General features: G+C 74.3%; 15 protein-coding genes. 10 read left to right on the top strand and 5 right to left on the bottom strand.

Translation table 11 applies throughout. The features are described from left to right. Window positions 1-9 precede the first annotated feature (9 nt). The 3 genes from MWU57_RS04160 to MWU57_RS04150 are packed head-to-tail and all read right to left on the bottom strand — an operon-like array spanning window position 10 to window position 5,368. Window positions 10-1,689: an FAD-dependent oxidoreductase gene (locus MWU57_RS04160; protein ID WP_246907401.1), complete on the bottom strand. Its 1,680-nt coding sequence runs from the start codon at window positions 1,687-1,689 to the stop codon at window positions 10-12. Then, window positions 1,686-3,962, bottom strand: a complete 2,277-nt coding sequence (locus tag MWU57_RS04155) for a molybdopterin oxidoreductase family protein (RefSeq protein ID WP_246907399.1) — start codon at window positions 3,960-3,962, stop codon at window positions 1,686-1,688. Before MWU57_RS04155 ends, MWU57_RS04160 begins: the two co-directional genes overlap by 4 nt. Then, window positions 3,959-5,368: an MFS transporter gene (locus MWU57_RS04150; RefSeq protein ID WP_246907397.1), complete on the bottom strand. Its 1,410-nt coding sequence runs from the start codon at window positions 5,366-5,368 to the stop codon at window positions 3,959-3,961. The genes MWU57_RS04155 and MWU57_RS04150 overlap by 4 nt, the downstream gene beginning before the upstream one ends. A gap of 276 nt (window positions 5,369-5,644) precedes the next feature. Here MWU57_RS04150 and MWU57_RS04145 point away from each other — a divergent pair, with 276 nt between their 5' ends. From MWU57_RS04145 to MWU57_RS04100, 10 genes are all read left to right on the top strand, one after another. Next, on the top strand, window positions 5,645-9,430 hold the full coding sequence (locus MWU57_RS04145) for a nitrate reductase subunit alpha (protein ID WP_246907396.1): 3,786 nt from the start codon (window positions 5,645-5,647) through the stop codon (window positions 9,428-9,430). A gap of 30 nt (window positions 9,431-9,460) precedes the next feature. After that, a complete protein-coding gene (narH, locus tag MWU57_RS04140) occupies window positions 9,461-11,146 on the top strand; it encodes a nitrate reductase subunit beta (protein WP_246907395.1) in 1,686 nt (561 codons plus the stop codon). Continuing rightward, on the top strand, window positions 11,143-11,874 hold the full coding sequence (gene narJ, locus MWU57_RS04135) for a nitrate reductase molybdenum cofactor assembly chaperone (RefSeq protein WP_246907394.1): 732 nt from the start codon (window positions 11,143-11,145) through the stop codon (window positions 11,872-11,874). Before narH ends, narJ begins: the two co-directional genes overlap by 4 nt. Further along, complete coding sequence (narI, locus tag MWU57_RS04130) at window positions 11,865-12,629, top strand: respiratory nitrate reductase subunit gamma (RefSeq protein WP_374108519.1); 765 nt, start codon at window positions 11,865-11,867, stop codon at window positions 12,627-12,629. Before narJ ends, narI begins: the two co-directional genes overlap by 10 nt. Beyond that, window positions 12,626-13,852 carry a nitrate/nitrite transporter gene (locus MWU57_RS04125; protein WP_246907393.1) on the top strand — a complete coding sequence of 409 codons (1,227 nt, stop codon included), beginning with the start codon at window positions 12,626-12,628 and terminating at the stop codon, window positions 13,850-13,852. The genes narI and MWU57_RS04125 overlap by 4 nt, the downstream gene beginning before the upstream one ends. Window positions 13,853-13,925: 73 nt before the next feature. Continuing rightward, window positions 13,926-15,269: a gephyrin-like molybdotransferase Glp gene (gene glp, locus MWU57_RS04120; protein ID WP_246907392.1), complete on the top strand. Its 1,344-nt coding sequence runs from the start codon at window positions 13,926-13,928 to the stop codon at window positions 15,267-15,269. Beyond that, window positions 15,266-15,874 carry a molybdenum cofactor guanylyltransferase gene (locus MWU57_RS04115; protein ID WP_246907391.1) on the top strand — a complete coding sequence of 203 codons (609 nt, stop codon included), beginning with the start codon at window positions 15,266-15,268 and terminating at the stop codon, window positions 15,872-15,874. Before glp ends, MWU57_RS04115 begins: the two co-directional genes overlap by 4 nt. After that, window positions 15,871-16,143 (top strand): DUF6457 domain-containing protein, encoded by a 273-nt coding sequence (locus tag MWU57_RS04110; RefSeq protein ID WP_246907389.1) that lies wholly within the window; start codon window positions 15,871-15,873, stop codon window positions 16,141-16,143. The genes MWU57_RS04115 and MWU57_RS04110 overlap by 4 nt, the downstream gene beginning before the upstream one ends. A 9-nt stretch (window positions 16,144-16,152) precedes the next feature. Next, complete coding sequence (gene moaA, locus MWU57_RS04105) at window positions 16,153-17,235, top strand: GTP 3',8-cyclase MoaA (protein WP_374108518.1); 1,083 nt, start codon at window positions 16,153-16,155, stop codon at window positions 17,233-17,235. A 3-nt stretch (window positions 17,236-17,238) separates the two neighbouring features. Then, window positions 17,239-17,481, top strand: coding sequence for a MoaD/ThiS family protein (locus tag MWU57_RS04100; protein WP_308221136.1), 243 nt, complete (start codon window positions 17,239-17,241; stop codon window positions 17,479-17,481). 89 nt (window positions 17,482-17,570) lie between these two features. Here the strand turns inward: MWU57_RS04100 and MWU57_RS04095 are convergent, their stop codons facing one another. Continuing rightward, window positions 17,571-18,698, bottom strand: coding sequence for a HesA/MoeB/ThiF family protein (locus tag MWU57_RS04095; RefSeq protein WP_246907387.1), 1,128 nt, complete (start codon window positions 18,696-18,698; stop codon window positions 17,571-17,573). After that, window positions 18,698-19,684, bottom strand: a complete 987-nt coding sequence (locus tag MWU57_RS04090; RefSeq protein ID WP_106268833.1) for an electron transfer flavoprotein subunit alpha/FixB family protein — start codon at window positions 19,682-19,684, stop codon at window positions 18,698-18,700. The genes MWU57_RS04095 and MWU57_RS04090 overlap by 1 nt, the downstream gene beginning before the upstream one ends. Window positions 19,685-19,696: the final 12 nt, after the last annotated feature.

Below are 19,696 nucleotides of genomic sequence, written 5' to 3'. Positions count from 1 at the left end.
AGCGCTGGTTCACCCTTCACCGGCTGACGCGTGAACCAGCGCTGCGCCGGGCTCGACCGGCGCCCCGCCGTCGCGCGTCGCGGCCAGCCAGTCGGCCAGACCGCAGACGGCCTCGCGGCAGCTGCCGCACCCGGTCGTGGCGCGCGTCGCCGCGGCGATGTCGTCGGCCGACCGGGCGCCGTCGTCCCAGCAGGCCGTGATGTCGTGCTTGGTGACGCCGTTGCACCGGCAGACCGTGGCGTCGTCGGGCATGTGCTCCGGCGACGACGCCGGCTCCGCGCTCGGCATCACCGGCGTCAGGAGCAGGAACGCCGGGTCCACCGGCACCGGGGTGCGGCGGGTGTAGGCCGCCGTCAGGTCCGCCGCGACCCGCGGGTCGCCGACGCACGTGGCACCCACCAGGATCCCGTCCGCGACGACCGCCTCGACGTAGCGGCCCGCCGCGGCGTCGTGGAGCGCGACCGCGCGGTGCCCGGGTGCCGGCTCGCGCGGGCCGCTCACGCCCATCGACACGATGCTCAGCGCCCCCGCCTTGACCTTGACGACGTCGGTGCCGCGGGTGTCCACCCCCTGGTCCGTCGCCGCCCGGGAGGCGAGCAGGGTGCCGAGGCGCACGGCCATCGACGGGCGCTCGCCCTCGTGCGGGAACCGCAGGTGCTCGCGCGGCGTCGCCGCGCGCTGGGCCTCCTGGGCACGGACGGCTACCAGCGAGGCGAGATGGTCCGCCAGCCGCCGCGCCTGGTCCCAACCCTCGGCGACCAGCCCGCGCGACCCCTGCGGAGGCTGCGCGCAGTCGCCGATCGCGAAGACCCGCGGGTCGTCCGGGCTCGCCAGGTCGTGCCCGACGACGATCCCGCGGTCCGTGGACAGACCCGCCTCGCGCGCGATCCCGGTCTCCGGGACAGTGCCGGCGGTGAGCACGACGAGGCCGGCGGCGACCACGTCATCCGCGTCACCGCCGTCGTGCCCGGTGCCGCCGTGGCCGGGGCCGAGGCGCACGCCCACCGCGCGTCCGCCGGCCACGAGCACCTCGCTGGGCCGCGCGCCGAGGCGCAGCGTCACCCCGGCGTCCCGCAGTCTGGCCGCCAGGACGGCTCCCGCGGCGGTGTCGAGCTGGCGGGACATCGGCGCCGGCGAGGGGTCCACCAGGGTGACCTGCAGGCCGCGCCCCGCGAGCCCGTAGGCCGCCTCGACGCCGAGGACCCCGCCGCCGACCACGACGGCGCGGGGGGTGTTGACGCTCGCCGCGACGATCTCGCGGGCGTCGTCGAGGGTGCGCAGCGCGTGCACCCCGGCGGGCAGGTCCGCCGCGCCGTCGTCGTCGACGAGGCCCGGCAGGGGCAGCACGCGGGCGCGCGAGCCGGTCGCGAGCACCAGGTGGTCGTAGCCGTGCACCGCCCCGGCCGCGTCGGTGACCGTGCGGGCCCGGCGGTCGACCGAGACCGCGGCCACGCCCCGCAGGGTGGTGACGTGGTCGCCGCCCGGGTCCGGCATGGTGATCGCCGCGACGTCGGTGCGACCGGCGACGACGTCGCTCAGCAGCACCCGGTTGTACGGCTCGTACGGCTCGGCGCCCAGCACGGTGATGTCGAACGACTCCGCGCTGCGGCGGACCAGCTCGTCCACCAGGCGGGAGCCGACCATGCCGTGACCGACGACGACGACCTTCAGCGGCACGTGGAGAGTCATGCGGGTACCTCCTGAGCGTCCTGCGCGCTGACGTCGTCCGCCACCTGCGGGACGGGAGCGACGCTGACCGCGCACACCTTGAACTCGGGCATCGAGGAGATCGGGTCGACGGCGTCGCTCGTGATGCGGTTGACGCTTCCGGCCCCGCTCCAGTGGAAGGGCATGAAGACGGTGTCGGGGCGCACGACGTCGGTCCACCGGGCCGTGGCCTCCACGACGCCCCGCGCCGAGGTGACCCGGACGCGGGCGCCGTCGGCCACCCCCGTGCGCAGCCCGAGCTGGGGGTGCAGCTCGACGTACGGCTCGGGCACCATCCGGTCCAGCTCGGGCACCCGGCGGGTCTGCGCCCCGGACTGGTAATGCTGCAGGACCCGACCGGTCACCAGGTACGTCGGGGCGTCGTCGCGCACGTCGTCGGTGGGCCCGGCGTGGTTCACGGCGACCATGCGGGCCCGGCCGTCAGGCGTCGCGAAGGCGTCCAGGAACATCCGCGGCGTGCCAGGGTGCTCCCCCCGACCCGAGCTGTCAGGACCAGCGCTCGCCGTACCCCGCGCTGGTCCTGACAACTCGGTGGAGGGGAGTGCCGGGCAGGGCCAGAACAGTCCCGGGCCCCCGGCCTCCTCGGCGGCGTCCAGCCGCGCGTGGGACAGCCCCGAGTAGTCCGCGACGCCGCCGGCCGACGCCCGGGCCAGCTCGTCGAACACCACGGCCGGGTCCGTGGGGAAGGCGACGTCCGACCCCAGCCGGCGGGCGAGCTCCGCGAGGAGCCACAGCTCGGAGCGTGCCTCCCCCGGTGGGTCCACCGCCTGCCGGCGCCGGATGACGCGGCCCTCGAGCGACGTCATCGTGCCCTCCTCCTCCGCCCACTGCGTCACGGGGAGCACGACGTCCGCCATCCGCGCCGTCTCGGACGGCACGAAGTCACAGACCACCAGCAGGTCGAGCGCGGCGAGGCGCTCGCGGACCCGGTCGGCGTTCGGTGCCGAGACGAGCACGTTCGAGCCGTGCACGAACAGCGCGTGGGGGCCTCCAGGCGTGCCGAGCGAGCCCAGCAGCGCGACGGCGGGCAGGCCCGGGCCCGGGATCGTGGCGGGGTCCACGCCCCAGACGCCGGCGACGTGCGCGCGGGCGGCCGGGTCGTCGATCTTGCGGTACCCGGGCAGCTGGTCGTTCTTCTGGCCGTGCTCCCGGCCGCCCTGGCCGTTGCCCTGGCCCGTCAGGCAGCCGTACCCGGAACCCTCGCGGCCCACGAGGCCCAGCGCGAGGGACAGGTTGATCGCCGCGGTGACGGTCGCCGTGCCCTGGGCGGACTGCTCGACGCCCCGGCCGGTCAGCACGTAGGCACCACGACCGCCGCGGGTCGGCGCGGCAGCCGCGAGCCGGCGCGCCGTCACCCGCAGCTCCTCCGCCGGGATGCCGCACACCGTCTCGGCGCGCTCCGGCCACCACGCCGCGGCAGACCGGACGACGTCGTCCCACCCCGTGGTGCGGGCAGCCAGGTAGTCGCGGTCGGCGAGGCCCTCGGCGAGGACGACGTGCAGCAGGGCCAGCAGCACCACCATGTCGGTGCCGGGGACGGGCTGCAGGTGGATGCCCTGGCCGTCGTCCGTGAGCCGCGCCGTCGCCGAGCGTCGCGGGTCGACGACCACGAGGCCGCCGTGCTCCCGAGCCCCCGCGAGGTGCTGGACGAACGGCGGCATCGTCTCGGCGGGGTTGGAACCGAGCAGGAGCACGACGTCGGCACCGCCCAGGTCTGTGAGCGGGAACGGCAGACCGCGGTCGGCCCCGAACGCCCGGTTGCCGGCCGCCGCGGCCGACGACATGCAGAACCGGCCGTTGTAGTCGATGTTCGGGGTCCGCAGCACCGTGCGCGCGAACTTGCCCAGCGCGTAGGCCTTCTCGTTGGTCAGCCCGCCGCCGCCGAAGATCGCCACGCCGTGGCGGCCGTGCTCGGCCTGGACGGCGCGCACCCGCGCCACGACCAGGTCGAGCGCCGCGTCCCACGTCGCCGCGGTCAGCTCGCCGTCCGCGCCCCGGACCAGCGGCGTGGTGAGGCGGTCCGGCACACCCAGCACCGTCGCGCTCGTCCAGCCCTTCTGGCACAACCCGCCCGCGTTCGTGGGGAAGTCGCGCGGGGCGACGGTCACGGGCAGGGGCGCACGCCCGTCGGGACCCGAGGTCCCGGCGGGCGTGAGCTCCATGCCGCACTGCAGGGCGCAGTAGGGGCAGTGCGTCTTCTGCGGCGCCGCGGGCGCGGCCACGGTCGTGCTCATACGCGGGCCGCCCCCATGGCGCTCCCCCGGCGCCCGTAGACGAACCACGTGACCAGCGCCATGACCAGGTAGGCGCCGATGATCACCCACAGGGCGGGCACGAGGGAGCCGGTCAGGGTGTCCGACATCGCGAACCCGCGCGGGATGAGGAACCCGCCGAAGGCGCCCACCGCGCCGGCGATCCCGATGCAGCCGGCCGCCGCCTTGGCCGTCGCGGCCCCGCCGCCGCCCACGTTCGCGACCCGGAAGGTCGCCGGGATCATCCGGTACACCGACCCGTTGCCGACGCCGGTGGCGACGAACAGCAGCATGAAGGAGCTGAAGAACAGGGCGAACGAGCCGGTGCCGAGCGCCTGGATCGCGCCGAGCGCCCCCAGGATCATCACGGCGAAGCTCGCGACGCTCACCACGGCCCCGCCGAGCCGGTCGGCGATCCAGCCGCCGAGCGGGCGGGTCAGGGACCCGACCAGCGCTCCCATGAACGCCAGCGACAGCGTCACCTCGGGGAACTCCCGCGCCAGCAGGGTCGGGAACGCGCCGGCGAAGCCGACGAAGCTGCCGAACGTCCCGATGTACACGAACGAGATGACCCAGGTGTGCGTCTCGCGGGCGGCCGCCCCGAAGGAACGCGGGTCGGCCTTGGCGGTGCCCAGGTTGTCCATGAGCCGCCAGGCCAGGATCACCGCGAGCAGGATGAACGGGACGAAGACCAGGCCTGCGCGCTGCAACGACACGCCCGCGGCGGTGACGATGACCAGCGGCACGACGAACTGCACGGCGGCGGTGCCGATGTTGCCGCCGGCCGCGTTCCAGCCGAGCGCGGCGCCCTTCTCCTTCTCGGGGAAGAAGAACGAGATGTTGGCCATCGAGGAGGCGAAGTTGCCGCCGCCGAAGCCCGCGAGCGCGGCGACGAGCAGCAGCACGCCGAACGAGGTCTCCGGCCGCTGCACCACCCACACGAGCGCGAGGGCGGGGATCAGCAGCAGGGCCGCGGAGATCATGGTCCAGTTGCGGCCGCCGAAGACGGGCACCGCCAGCGTGTAGGGCACCCGCAGCGCGGCGCCGACGAGCGCCGGCAGGCCGATGAGCCAGAACATCTGGTCGGCGGTGAGCGCGAACCCGGCGGCAGGGAGCTGGGGGACGACGATCGACCAGATCGCCCAGACGCAGAAGCCCAGGAACTCGGCGAAGATCGAGACGACGAGGTTGCGGCGAGCGATGCGGCGGCCGCCGTCGCGCCAGAAGACCGGGTCCTCGGGGTCCCAGTGGTCGATCCACCGGCCGGAGCGGTGGACCGGGCGGCGCGGCGGCGCGTCTGCGGCGATCGCCCCGGCTGTCGCGGCGGCGGTGGCGGTGCCGGCCGGCACCGCCTCGGACGAGGTGGTCCCACTGGTCGGAGCGACCATCGTCGTTCTCCCCTCCGTGCTCGTGCCCGACGACGTCGGGCGGGCCACGGCGCCCGACGGGTGCCGGGTGCCGGACCGGCTCGACGTCGGGCCGGTGCTGACGACAGTAGGAACCGGGTGTTTCACCGTGCGGCGTGGGGGCGTGAATTCTCGATGAGGCGAATCTCTCAGGTCCGGCGCACCCCCTGTGAGTTCCTGGCTCGGCATGCGGAGCCAGGCTCGCTGCGCTTGACTTCGAGGGTCGGACGACCACGTGCTCCCACCAGGAAGGTCGCGATGACGCAGGCCCCCGCAGGTCGGCCCCGGAACGCCGGCCAGGACGTACCGCGCGAGACCGACCCGCTGCTGCGCCTGGGGCGCCACCTCAGGCGGGGCGAGACGAGCGAGGACCTGCGCCAGCTCTTCCTCTCCGGTGGGCGGGGCGGCGACGTCTTCTACCGCGACCGGTGGTCGCACGACAAGGTGGTCCGCTCGACCCACGGCGTCAACTGCACCGGCTCCTGCTCGTGGAAGGTGTACGTCAAGGACGGCATCATCACCTGGGAGACGCAGCAGACCGACTACCCGTCGGTGGGCCCGGACTCGCCGGAGTACGAGCCCCGCGGCTGCCCGCGCGGCGCGGCCTTCAGCTGGTACACCTACTCCCCCACGCGGGTGCGCTACCCGTACGTGCGCGGGGTCCTGCTCGAGGCCTACCGGGCGGCGCGGTCCCGCACCGGGGACCCGGTGCTCGCCTGGGCGGAGGTCACCGGCGACGCGGAGGTGGCGCGGCGCTACAAGGCCGCCCGGGGCAAGGGCGGCCTCGTGCGCGCCACCTGGGACGAGGCGGCCGAGATCGTCGCGGCGGCCCACGTGCACACGATCAAGCGCTGGGGTCCGGACCGGGTCGCCGGGTTCTCACCCATCCCGGCGATGTCGATGGTCTCCCACGGCGCCGGCGCGCGGTTCGTGCAGATGCTCGGCGGCACCATGCTGTCCTTCTACGACTGGTACGCGGACCTGCCGGTGGCGAGCCCGCAGGTGTTCGGTGACCAGACCGACGTCCCCGAGTCCGCCGACTGGTGGAACGCCGCCTACCTCATGATGTGGGGCTCCAACGTGCCGGTGACGCGCACCCCGGACGCCCACTTCATGGCCGAGGCGCGGTACCGCGGCCAGAAGGTCGTCAACGTCTCTCCGGACTTCGCCGACAGCACCAAGTTCGCCGACGAGTGGCTCTCGCCGCACCCCGGCACCGACGGCGCGCTCGCCTTCGCGATGGGGCACGTCATCCTGCGCGAGTTCCTCGCCGAGCGGCGCACGCCGCGGTTCGAGGCCTACCTCAAGCGGTACGCGGACGCCCCGTTCCTCGTGGCGCTCGACCGCAGCGAAGCGGACGCCGCGGGCGGGACCTCCGCCGTCGTGCCCGGCAAGTTCCTGACGGCGGCCGACCTGCCCGAGCACGCCGGCGAGGCCAACGCCCACTTCAAGACCGTGCTGCTCGACGCCGACGGCGTCCCGGTGGTCCCGAACGGGACGCTCGGCCACCGCTACGGGGAGGCCGACGAGGGGCGCTGGAACCTCGACCTCGGCGACGTGGACCCGTTGCTCAGCGTCGCGGACGGCGCCGAGGCGCCCGAGACCGTGCCCGTGCTGCTGCCGCGCTTCGACCTGCTGCCCGACGACGAGGCGTCCGCCCACGTCGGCGGCTCGGGCGTCGTCGTCCGCGGCGTCCCGGTCCGGCGGGTCGGCGGCCACCTCGTGACGACCGTGTTCGACCTGCTGCTGGCCCAGTACGGCGTCGACCGCCCCGGCCTGGACCTGCCCGGCACGTGGCCTTCCGGGTACGACGACGCGAGCACGCCCGGCACGCCGGCGTGGCAGGAGGAGATCACCGGCGTGCCCGCTCCGGCCGCCGAGCGGATCGGTCGCGAGTTCGCCCAGAACGCCGTCGACTCGGACGGCCGCTCGATGATCATCATGGGCGCGGGCGCCAACCAGTGGTTCCACGGCGACGCGACCTACCGCGCGTTCCTCACGCTGACCACGGTGACCGGCTGCCAAGGCGTCAACGGGGGCGGCTGGGCGCACTACGTGGGCCAGGAGAAGTGCCGCCCCGTCACCGGCTGGGCGCAGTACGCGGGCGGGCTGGACTGGGTGCGGCCCCCGCGGCAGACGATCGGCACCGGGTTCCTCTACCTGGCCACGGACCAGTGGCGCTACGACGGGCTGCCCGCCGACGCCCTGGCCTCCCCGCTCGCGAAGGGCCTCCTGGCGGGCCGTACGACGGCGGACGCGCTGGTCGAGTCGGTCCAGCGCGGCTGGATGCCCGCCTACCCGACGTTCGACCGCAACCCGCTCGACCTGGTCGACGAGGCCCGCGCGGCCGGCAAGGACCCCGCCGCGCACGTCGTCGACGAGCTGCGGACCGGTCGTCTGCGGTTCGCCGTCGAGGACCCGGACGCCCCCGAGAACTTCCCCCGCGTGCTCACCGTGTGGCGGTCCAACATCCTCGGCTCCTCCGCCAAGGGCAACGAGTACTTCCTCAAGCACCTGCTGGGCACCGACTCCTCCGTCCGCGCCGAGGAGTCGCCGCCCGACCGCCGACCCGCCTCGATGGTGTGGCGCGACGAGGCACCCCGCGGCAAGCTCGACCTGCTGGTGACCGCCGACTTCCGCATGACGAGCACCACGCTGTTCTCCGACGTTGTGCTCCCCGCGGCCACCTGGTACGAGAAGCACGACCTGTCCAGCACGGACATGCACCCGTTCATCCACTCGTTCAGCCCGGCGATCGACCCGCCGTGGCAGTGCCGCACCGACTTCGCGATGTTCCACACGATCGCGCGGGCGTTCTCCCGGCTCGCCGAGACCCATCTGGGCGTGCGCGAGGACCTGGTCGCCTCGCCGCTGGCCCACGACACGGCCGACGAGCTGGCGATGCCGCACGGCACGGTGCCCGACTCGGGCAAACCACCGACCGAGCGGGATCTGGTGCCCGGCGTGACCATGCCGAAGCTGACGGTGGTCGAGCGCGACTACCCCGCGTTCGCCGCACGGATGGCGGCGCTGGGACCCCTGACGGAGAGCGCCGGCATGGTCACCAAGGGCGTGAAGTTCTCACCGGCCGAGGAGGTGCAGGCGCTCGGACGACGCAACGGGATCGTGCCCAGCGGACCGGCCGCCGGCCGCCCGCGGCTCGACCAGGACACCCACGCGTGCGAGATGATCCTCGCGCTGTCCGGCACCTCCAACGGCCGCCTCGCCGTCCAGGGCTTCGAGCACCTGGAGCAGCGCACCGGCCGGCGGCTCGCCGACCTGGCGAGCGACGAGGCGGGCAAGCGCATCACGTTCGCCGACACCCAGGCGCGGCCCGTGCCGGTCATCACCTCCCCGGAGTGGTCCGGCTCGGAGCACGGCGGACGGCGGTACACGGCGTTCGCCGTCAACGTCGACCGGCTCAAGCCCTGGCACACCCTGACGGGTCGCCAGCACTTCTACCTGGACCACGACTGGATGGTCGAGCTCGGCGAGCAGCTGCCCGTCTACCGGCCGCCGCTGGACATGCACCGGCTGTTCGGCGACTCTCCGGTACCCGGCACCCTCGGCACCGAGGGCGGTCAGGCGTCGGTCGCCGTGCGCTACCTGACCCCGCACTCCAAGTGGTCCATCCACTCGGAGTACCAGGACAACCTGTTCATGCTGTCGCTCTCCCGGGGCGGCCCGAACATCTGGATGAGTCCCGCCGACGCGGCGAAGATCGGCGTGGCCGACAACGAGTGGGTCGAAGCGGTGAACCGCAACGGCGTCGTGGTGGCCCGCGCGATCGTGAGCCACCGCATGCCCGAGGGCACCGTGTACATGTACCACGCCACCGAGCGCACGGTGGACGTGCCGCTCGCCGAGACATCCGGGAAGCGCGGCGGCATCCACAACTCCCTGACGCGCATCCTGCTCAAGCCCACCCACCTGGCCGGCGGGTACGCCCAGCTCACGTACGCGTTCAACTATCTCGGCCCCACCGGCAACCAGCGCGACGAGATCACGGTGGTCCGCCGGCGCTCGCAGGACGTGCGGTACTGACATGACGAGTCCCGAGGGGAGCGCGACCAGATGAAGGTCATGGCCCAGATGTCGATGGTGATGAACCTCGACAAGTGCATCGGGTGCCACACCTGCTCCGTGACCTGCAAGCAGGCGTGGACCAACCGCACCGGCATGGAGTACGTCTGGTTCAACAACGTGGAGACCCGGCCCGGGCTCGGCTACCCGCGCACCTACCAGGACCAGGAGAAGTGGCAGGGCGGCTGGAAGCTCAGCAGGCGGGGCCGGCTCACGCTCAAGGCCGGCGGCCGCTGGAAGAAGCTCGCCTCGATCTTCTTCAACCCCAAGCTGCCCGACATCCACGACTACTACGAGCCGTGGACGTACGAGTACGACATGCTGCTCAACGCCCCGGCGCAGGAGCACACCCCCGTCGCCAAGCCGAAGTCGCTGCTGACCGGCGAGGACATGAAGATCTCCTGGTCGGCGAACTGGGACGACGACCTGGGCGGCTCCACGGCCACCATGCAGCAGGACCCCGTCCTGCAGCACATGAGCTCCCACGTCGCCGAGGAGCTCGAGAAGACCTTCATGTTCTACCTGCCGCGCATCTGCGAGCACTGCCTCAACCCGTCGTGCGTGGCCTCGTGCCCGTCGGGGGCGATGTACAAGCGGGCCGAGGACGGCATCGTCCTCGTGGACCAGGACCAGTGCCGCGGCTGGCGGATGTGCGTCACGGGCTGCCCGTACAAGAAGGTCTACTTCAACCACAAGACCGGCAAGGCCGAGAAGTGCACGCTGTGCTACCCGCGCATCGAGGTCGGCCTGCCCACCGTCTGCTCCGAGACCTGCGTCGGCCGCCTGCGCTACCTCGGGCTCGTGCTCTACGACGCCGACCGGGTCGGCCAGGCCGCGGCGACCGAGGACGAGCAGGACCTCCTCGCCGCCCAGCGCTCGGTGCTCCTCGACCCGCACGACCCCGAGGTGGTCGCCGCGGCCCGCCGGGAGGGCATCCCGGACGACTGGATCGACGCGGCCCAGCGCTCCCCCGTGTGGCGGCTCATCTCCGACTACGAGGTGGCGCTGCCCCTGCACCCCGAGTACCGGACGCTGCCGATGGTCTGGTACATCCCGCCGCTGTCGCCCGTCGTGGACGTCGTGACGTCGTCGGGCAACGACGGCGAGGACGGGCGCACGCTGTTCGCCGCGATCTCGCAGCTGCGCATCCCGCTGGACTACCTCGCCGGGCTGTTCACCGCCGGCGACACCGCGCCGGTCGAGCGGGTGCTCCGGCGGCTCGCGGCGATGCGGTCCTACATGCGGGACGTCAACCTCGGCCGGGAGCCGGTCGAGGAGACCGCGGCCGCCGTCGGGATGACCGGCGCCGAGGTCCAGGAGATGTACCGGCTGCTGGCGATCGCCAAGTACGAGGAGCGGTACGTGATCCCCACCGCGCACGCCGAGGTCGCCGACGACCTGGAGGAGATGGCCTGCTCGCTGGACTTCGAGGGCGGCCCGGGCATGGGCGGTCAGGGCATGGACGGCGCCGGCCCGTTCGGCTCGTCGTCCGGGCAGCCGACACCCGTCGCCGTGGAGAACTTCCACGCCCTGTCCTCGCGGCAGACGGCGGACTCCCCCTACGGGCCGTCCACCCCGGGCCGGGTCAACCTGCTCAACTGGGACGGCAACGGCCGCCCCGACGGGCTCTTCCCGCCCGACGAACCGGGGCAGTACGCCCCGCGGGAGGCGTCGTGAGGCTCGCGTTCCTGCCCCGGCCCGGTGTACGGGCGCGCCGCCTGGATGCCCTCGAGCCCGTGCGGCTCGACGGCGGTGCCCGCGCCACGGCCCACATGGCCGCCTCGCTGCTGCTCGCCTATCCCGACGACGCGACGCTCACGGCGGCGCGCGAGGTGCGTGCCGCCGTCGGCCACCTCCCGGCGCCCGTGCGCGACCGGCTGGACGGGCTCGCGGCCACCCTGCTGACCGAGGACCAGTGCGACCTGCAGGCGCGCTACGTGGCGACGTTCGACCTCAAGCGGCGGTGCTCGATGTACCTGTCGTACTACGCGGCCGGGGACACCCGACGGCGGGGCGAGGCGTTGGTCCGGTTCGTCGAGGCGTACCGGGCGGCCGGGTGGGAGACCACCGGCACCGAGCTGCCGGACTACCTGCCCACCGTGCTGGAGCTCTCCGCCCGCGGCGGCCCGGACGGCGCGCGCATCGCCGGTGCCCTGCTGGACGCGCACCGCGAGGGGATCGAGGTGCTGCGCTCGGCGCTGGCCGCGCTCGACGTGCCGTGGACCGCCGGCGTCGAGGCCGTGTGCCTCACCCTGCCGCCGGTGGACTCCGCGACGGCCGAGCGCGTCGCCGACCTCGTGGCGTCCGGCCCCCCGGCCGAGGCCGTCGGGCTCGAGGGCTACGGAGCCGGGCCGGCGACGCCGGCCGCCAGCGCGCCCGGAGGGAGGGAGCTGCCGTGGAGGTGAGCGCCGCACAGATCTTGCTCTGGGTCGTGGTGCCGTACGCGTGCCTGACCACCTTCGTGGTGGGCACCGTCTGGCGGTACCGGTACGACAAGTTCGGCTGGACCACGCGGTCCAGCGAGCTGTACGAGAAGCGGCTGCTGCGGCTGGGCAGCCCGCTGTTCCACTTCGGCCTGCTGGCCGTCATCGCCGGTCACTTCGTGGGGCTCGTCATCCCGGAGTCGTGGACGCACGCCGTCGGCGTCTCCGAGGTGGCCTACCACTTCCTGGCGACGTGGCTCGGCACCCTCGGCGCGCTGATGCTCGTCGCCGGGCTGGTCATCCTGATCTACCGCCGCCGGTCCACCGGGCCGGTCTTCCTCGCGACCACCCGCACCGACAAGCTCATGTACGTGATGCTGGCCGCCTCGATCCTGTCCGGGACCTGGGCCACCGTGCACACCCAGATCCTGGCGGGCGGGCTCGGGTACGACTACCGCCAGACCATCTCGCCCTGGTTCCGCTCGCTGTTCCTCCTGCAGCCGGAACCGGCCCTGATGGTCGGCGTGCCCCTGGCCTTCGTTGTGCACGTCACGCTCGCCCTGCTGCTGTTCGCGGTGTGGCCGTTCACCCGGCTGGTGCACGCGTTCTCCGCGCCGATCACGTATCCCCTGCGCCCGTACATCGTCTACCGGTCGCGCGACGCCGCCAGCGGTGGCGGAACGCGCGCCCCCCGACCGGGATGGGAACCCAGCACCGCACGACGGGAGAAGCGATGACGTCCGAGACGCGGCCCACCCGCACGCCCGCGAGCGCCGTCGAACCGCCCGGGTCGGCGCTGCAGCTCGCGCTGGCCACGCTCGGCTTCGCGATCTGCTTCTGGGCCTGGGCGCTGCTCAGCCCGCTCGGCAACAGCTACGGCGAGCTGTACTCCCTGTCGGACTTCGAGGTGTCGGTGCTGGTCGCCGTCCCGGTGATCGTCGGCTCGCTGGGCCGGATCCCGATGGGCGCCCTGACGGACCGGCTCGGCGCTCGGGTCATGTTCCCGCTGGCCGCGGCGCTGACGATCGTGCCCGTGCTGTTCATCGGGTTCGTCGCGGACAGCCTGGTCTGGTTGCTGATCGGCGGGTTCTTCCTCGGGCTGGGTGGCACGACGTTCGCCATCGGGGTCCCGTTCGTCAACAACTGGTACCCGCCGGCACGCCGCGGGACGGCGATCGGCATCTTCGGCGCGGGGATGGGCGGCACCGCGGTGGCCTCGTTCTCCACGGTGCCGATCCGGGACGCGTGGGGCGACGGCGCGCCGTTCCTCATCGTCTCGGCGGCCCTGGCCCTGTTCGCCGTGGTCTCGCGCATGCTGCTGCGCGACTCGCCGGCCTGGGTGCCGGGCACGGGCGGCGGGATGCTGGCACGGACATGGTCGATCCTCCGGCTCCCGGCGACGCTGCAGCTGTCCTGGCTGTACGCCATCGGGTTCGGTGGCTTCGTCGCGTTCTCCGTGTACCTGCCGACGTTCCTGGAGAACGCCTACGGCCTGGAACCGTCGGACGCGTCGTTCCGCACGGCGGGCTTCGTGGTGCTGGCGGTGGTGATGCGGCCGGTGGGCGGCACCCTGTCGGACAGGTTCGGCGGGGTCGCGGTCAACGCGGTGTGCTACGCGGTCGTCACCCTGTTCGCCGCCGTCATCGTGCTCCAACCGGCACTGGTTCCCGGCGCGACGATCGCGTTCCTCGGCATGGCCGCCGGCCTGGGGGCGTCGTCGGGGGCGACGTTCGCGCTGGTGGCGGAGATGGCCCCGGCCGACAAGGTCGGCGGGGTGACCGGCGTCGTCGGTGCGGCCGGCGGGCTCGGCGGGTTCATCCCGCCCCTCATCATGGGTGCGGTGTACAGCGCAGACGGGGACTACGACCTCGGGTTCGGCCTCCTGGCGGTGACGGCGCTGCTCACGCTGCTGTTCACCCTGGGGCCGGTCCGACGCCGTGCCGGCGCGCAGGCACGGTGACCTCACCGCGACCGTCGACACGTTGTGAGGTCGGCGCTGCACGGGCGACACATCGGCCGCCTACGGTGGCGGCATGACCGGTCCGACGCCGCGCACCATCGCCGAGCACGTCGCGGCGACGCTGGCTCGCGTGTGTCCGCTCGAGGTGGTCGACGTGCGGCTCGACGCGGACGACGTGCTCGGCCTCGTGCTCGCGCGCGACGTCGTGGCGGCCACCCCGGTGCCGGCGTTCGACAACTCCGCGATGGACGGTTACGCGGTGCGGCAGGGGGACCTGCCCGACGACGGCACGGAGGTCACGCTGCCCGTGCTGGCCGACGCCCGCCCCGGCCACCCGGTCGGTGTCGTGGGCGCGATCTCTGGCCCGACTCGTCCCGGTTCGGAGGACGAATCGGGCCAGAGATCGCGCCCACAGCGCTCCGGGGTGGTCCGGATCATGACCGGGGCGCCGCTGCCGGACGGGTTCGACGCCGTCGTGCCGGTCGAGCGCACCTCGACCGGCCGGTTCGTCGCCGGCCGCCCGACGACGGAACGCACCGTCACGCTGGGTCGCCAGCACCGCGACCACGTGCGCCGTGCCGGGACGGACGTCGGCGTCGGTGCGGTCCTGGCACGCGCCGGCGCGGCCATGATCCCCGGCCTGGTTGCCGTCGCCGCGGCCGCCGGGGTGACCACCGTCCCCGTGCACCGGCGCCCGCGGGTCGCGGTGATCTCCACCGGCTCCGAGCTGGCCGCGCTCGGCACGACCGCGCCCGGGACGATCCCCGACTCCAACTCCCTCATGCTGGCCGCGCTGGCCCGTGCGGCGGGCGCCGACGTCGTCCGCGTGGGCGCGGTCCCGGACGACGCCCGCGCCCTCGCCTCCGCCCTCGACAGCGTTGTGGGTATGAAATCTGCAGGTCTGGAACCGTCCAGACCTGCAGATTTCATACCCACAACGGATCTGGTCGTCACCTCCGGCGGCGTCTCGGCCGGAGCCAGCGACGTGGTGCGCGAGGTGCTCGCGGCGGGATCGGCGCAGGAGGTGGACGTCGCCGCGGTCGCCATGCGCCCCGGCCGGCCGCAGGCGCTGGCCGCCTGGCGCGGCGTGCCGTGGATCGCCGTCCCCGGCAACCCGGTCAGCGCGTTCGTGTCGTTCACGCTCTTCGCCCGGCCGGCGGTACGGCGGCTCGCCGGCCGCCGTGGCCTGCCGGCGGACCGCACGGCACGGGTCGCGCGCGGCTGGTCCAGCCCGCCCGGCGCCGAGCAGGTGCTCCCCGTCATCACCGGGCCCGACGGCGTCAGCCCGGCCGCGCGCGACGGTCACCACCTGTCCGCTCTGCCCGCCGCCGACGCGCTCGCGATCGTCCCCGCCGGTGTCACCGAGGTCGCTGCCGGCGACGAGGTCGCGGTCCGTCCCCTCGGGGAGGCGACATGAGGTGCGACGCCGTCGTCCTCGCCGGAGGCCGTGCCACCCGCCTGGGCGGCACCCCCAAGCCGGGCATCGTCGTCGGGTCGGCGTCGCTGCTCGACCACGCGCTGGCCGCCACCGCCGAGGCCGAGGTGACCGCCGTCGTCGGCCCGCAGGACGCCGTCGGGCAGGCCGGCCGCTCCCTCGTCGTCACCCGGGAGGACCCGCCCTTCGGCGGACCCGTCGCCGGCCTCGACGCGGGCCTCCGCGCGCTCGATCGGCCGGGCGCCCCGCCGTGGGTCCTGCTGCTCGCCGTCGACGTGCCCGGGGCCGGGGCCGCCGTGCCCGCCCTACGCTCCGCCGTCGCCGGGGCACCGGACGCCGACGGCGCACACCTGGTCCGCGCCGACCGCGCCCAGTGGCTCGTCGGGCTGTACCGGCGGACGGCGCTGACCGGGGCGCTGCGGGCGATCGACCCGCACGGCGCCCCCGTCCGCCGTCTCGTGGCCCGGCTGCGGCTGGTCACCGTGCCGGACGAGGCCGGGACGAGCGACGACGTGGACACCTGGGAGGATGTGGAGAGGCTCACCGTGCGGTACTCGGTGGGCGACGCCGAGGAGGGAGAACGATGACGCAGGACACCCCGGCCGTGCTCGCGCGATGGGTCGAGGCCGTCGAGGCCGAGCTCGAGCTGCCCGCCGGCAGCATCGACGTCGACGAGGTCCTCGACCTCGCCCGGGACGCCGCGCACCACGTCGCCCGGCCCGCCGCACCCGTGACCACCTACCTCGTCGGCTACGCACGCGGGCTCGCGGCGTCCTCCGGCCGTCCCACGCCGGACGAGGCCGTGGCGGCGCGCACCTCCCGACTCGCCCTGGGCTGGCAGCCCGACCGGACCTGAGGAGGCCCCGTGCCACCCGTCGACCTCGGGATCCCCTCGATCCCCACCGCCTGGCAGGACGCCTCGCTGCCCGCTGACCGGCCCGCCACGGCCGGCCTGGTGGACCGCTACGGGCGCGTGGCCACCGACCTCCGTGTCTCCCTGACCGACCGCTGCAACCTGCGCTGCACCTACTGCATGCCCGCCGAGGGTCTGCCGGCGCTGCCGAAGGACTCGGTGATGACCCGCACGGAGATCGCCCGGCTGGTCGGCGTCGCGACGCGCGAGCTCGGCGTGCGCCAGGTCCGGTTCACCGGCGGCGAGCCGCTGCTGCGCCGCGACCTGGCCGACATCGTCCGGGACGTGGCGGCCCTGGAGCACCGGCCCGAGATCAGCCTCACCACCAATGCGGTGGGGCTCGACTCGCGGGCCGACGCGCTGCGCGACGCCGGCCTGGACCGCGTCAACGTCTCCCTGGACACCCTGGACCCGGACACGTTCGCGACCCTGGCCCGGCGCCCGTTCCTCGAGCGCACCCTCGCGGGGATCGACGCCGCGGCGCGTGTGTTCGACCTGGTCAAGATCAACGCCGTCCTGGTGCGCGGCGTCAACCTCGACCACGCCGCCGAGCTGCTGGCCTGGTCGCTGGAGCGCGGGTTCGAGCTGCGCTTCATCGAGCAGATGCCGCTCGACGCGGACCACTCGTGGGACCGGTCGGCCATGGTGACCGCGGCCGAGGTGCGCGAGCTCCTGGGTCGCCGTTTCACCCTGGCGCCCGACGACGAGCCCCGCGACGGCGCCCCGGCCGAGCGGTTCGCGGTCCGCTCGCTCGCCACCGGCGAGCGGCTCGGCCGCGTCGGCATCATCGCGTCGGTCACCGAGCCGTTCTGCGCCGACTGCCGCCGCACCCGTCTCACCGCCGAGGGCGGCATGCGCGACTGCCTGTTCGCCCACGACGAGACGGACCTGCTCGGGCCGCTGCGCGACGGCGCCTCCGACGCGGAGCTGGCCGACCTGTGGCGCACCGCCATGTGGGGCAAGGGCGCCGGGCACGGCATGGACGACCCGTCGTTCACCCAGCCCGAGCGGACCATGAGCGCGATCGGAGGCTAGGCCGTGGTGGAGCTGCGCTACTTCGCCGCCGCGCGGGCGGCCCTGGGACGCTCGCAGGACGCGCTGGCCGTGCCCGACGGCGCCACCGTCGGCGACGTCGTCGGCCTCGTCACGCAGGGCTCGCCCGACGCGGGGCCGGTGCTCGCCCGCTGCGCGGTGCTGCTGGACGGACGCCGGGCCGCGCCGACCGACGTCGTCCCCGACGGGTCACGGATCGACCTGCTGCCGCCCTTCGCGGGCGGCTGACCCGTCCAAGGATCCGAGGGATCGGTTCGGCACGAGGTGACCAGTTCGGCACTCCTTCGTGCCGAACCGGTCACGTCCTGCCGAACCGATCATGCGTCGGGCGAGCGGTCCGCGACGCCGGGACGCAGCGGCCGGGACTCGACGGCCGTCCAGCCGTCGCCCGCGAGCAGCGTCGCCGCGCCGCGCGACCGCAGGCCGTAGGGGCACACCACGACGACGGGGGCGTCCTTCGGGTGGGCCGCCAGCTCCGGCGGGTACTCGCCCCCGGCCAGGTCCTCCAACCGCACCCACACGGAACCCTCGGGCCCACCCCCGGCCACGAGCGACACGTCCACCACCAGCGGCCCCTCCGAGCCCTCGCCGGCGCCGCCGGAAGCGCCCCGCGCCCGTGAACGCGACGGGGAACGGGATGCGGCCGCGCCCGCCTCCTCCACCGACGGCCCCCCGACGGCGGCCAGCGGCACCTCCTCCCACGTCGACGTCCGCGCGTCGTACGACAACAACCGCCCCAGCGCCGGCTCGCCCGTGCCGGTGAGCAGCTTGACGGCCTCCACCGCCAGGGTGGCGCCGACGACGCCGCACGCCGGGGACAGCACCCCGACCGTCGCGCAGGACTCGCCCTCGGCGGCGGGCTGCGGACCGAAGACGTCCGGGTAGGTGATCGACCGACCGTCGGGCGCCGCCGACCACCACACGGCGACCTGACCGTCCCAGCCGAGCACCGTCCCCCACACGACGGGCAGGCCCAGCGCGGACGCGGCGTCGGAGACGGCGTAGCGGGTGGCGAACGTGTCACAGCCGTCCACGACGACGTCGTAGCCGGCCAGGACCCGGCGCGCGTTCGACGCGTCGAGGCGTTCGCGGTGCTCGACGACCTCCACCTCGGGCGCCAGGCGTCGCAGGGCACGCGCCGCGGACGCCGTCTTGGGCGAGCCGACGGTGTCCTCGCCGTGGAGGACCTGTCGCTGCAGGTTCGACAGCTCGACGACGTCGTCGTCGACCACGCCCAGCGTGCCGACGCCGGCGGCGGCCAGGTACTGCAGCACCGGCGAGCCGAGCCCGCCGGCGCCGACCACCAGCACCCGCGCCGCGGCGAGCCGCTCCTGCGCCGCGCGGCCGAAACCCTCGAGCAGCAGGTGGCGTGCGGCCCTCCGCCGTTCCTCGGGCGGCAGCGGGCCGGCCGACCGGTCCTGCGGCACCACCGGGTCGAGCGGCACTACTGCTCCTTGTGCGCCCGGATGATCTCGGCGGCCTGCGGGAGCACCTCGGCGAGGTCGCCGACGACGGCGAAGTCGCAGATCTCGAAGATCGGCGCCTCGGGGTCGTTGTTGACCGCGACGACCACCTGCGAGGCCTGCATGCCGCCCCGGTGGTGCGGGGCACCGGAGATCCCCGCACCGATGTACAGGCGGGGCGCGACGGTGACTCCTGTCTGGCCGACGTAGCGGTCGAACCAGCCCTCGAACACGGCGTCGCGGGACGCACCGACGGCCGCACCGAGGGCGTCGGCCAGCTCGGTGACGGGCCCGAAGTCGCCCCCGGTCCCGCGGCCGCCGGCCACGACGACCGCCGCCTCCTCGAGGGTGGGCCGGGCGGCGTCGCGCTCGGTGGGCGTGCGCTCCACGACCGTCGGCAGGGCGCCGTCGACCGCCACGGCGAAACCCTCGACGTCGGTGCTGACCGCGGTGTCGGCGGGCTGGGGGACCACGGAGTTGGCCCGGACCGTCACCACGGCCACGGCGGTGCGGACCACGCTCGTGGTGTCCCACGACCCGGCGAAGACGCGCTTGCCGGCGACGACGCGGCCCTCGTCGTCCTGGCTGACGCTCGCCGCGTCGATGACGACGCCGGCCCCGAGCTCGCGGGCGGCCAGCGCGGCCGCCTCCTTGGCGGCGAACGACGACGGTGCCAGCACGACGTCGGCGTCGGTGAGCCGGACGGCGGCCGCGAGGGTCGCCGCGACCACGGCGGGCAGGTGGCGGGCCTGCCCCTGCGCGGACGGCGGGAGCTCGGCCTGGTGGACGGTCTCGACGCCGTAGGCACCGAGCTGCGCGAGCGCCTCGACGGTGGGGGCCTCGAGCGTGACCGCCTCGACGCGGCCCAGCGACCGGGCGACGGTCAGCAGCTCGAGGACGCTCGAGCGGACCTCGGTGGCGGGGTCGAGCAGGACCAGCACGGTGCGGTTGTGCGTGGGCGCAGACATGTCGGTGTCTCC

The organism is Isoptericola sp. S6320L (assembly GCF_023015685.1).
Lineage (GTDB): Bacteria > Actinomycetota > Actinomycetes > Actinomycetales > Cellulomonadaceae > Isoptericola > Isoptericola halotolerans_A.
Note: the sequence above shows the minus strand (reverse complement) of the source record. Positions and strands in the feature narration are given on the sequence as shown.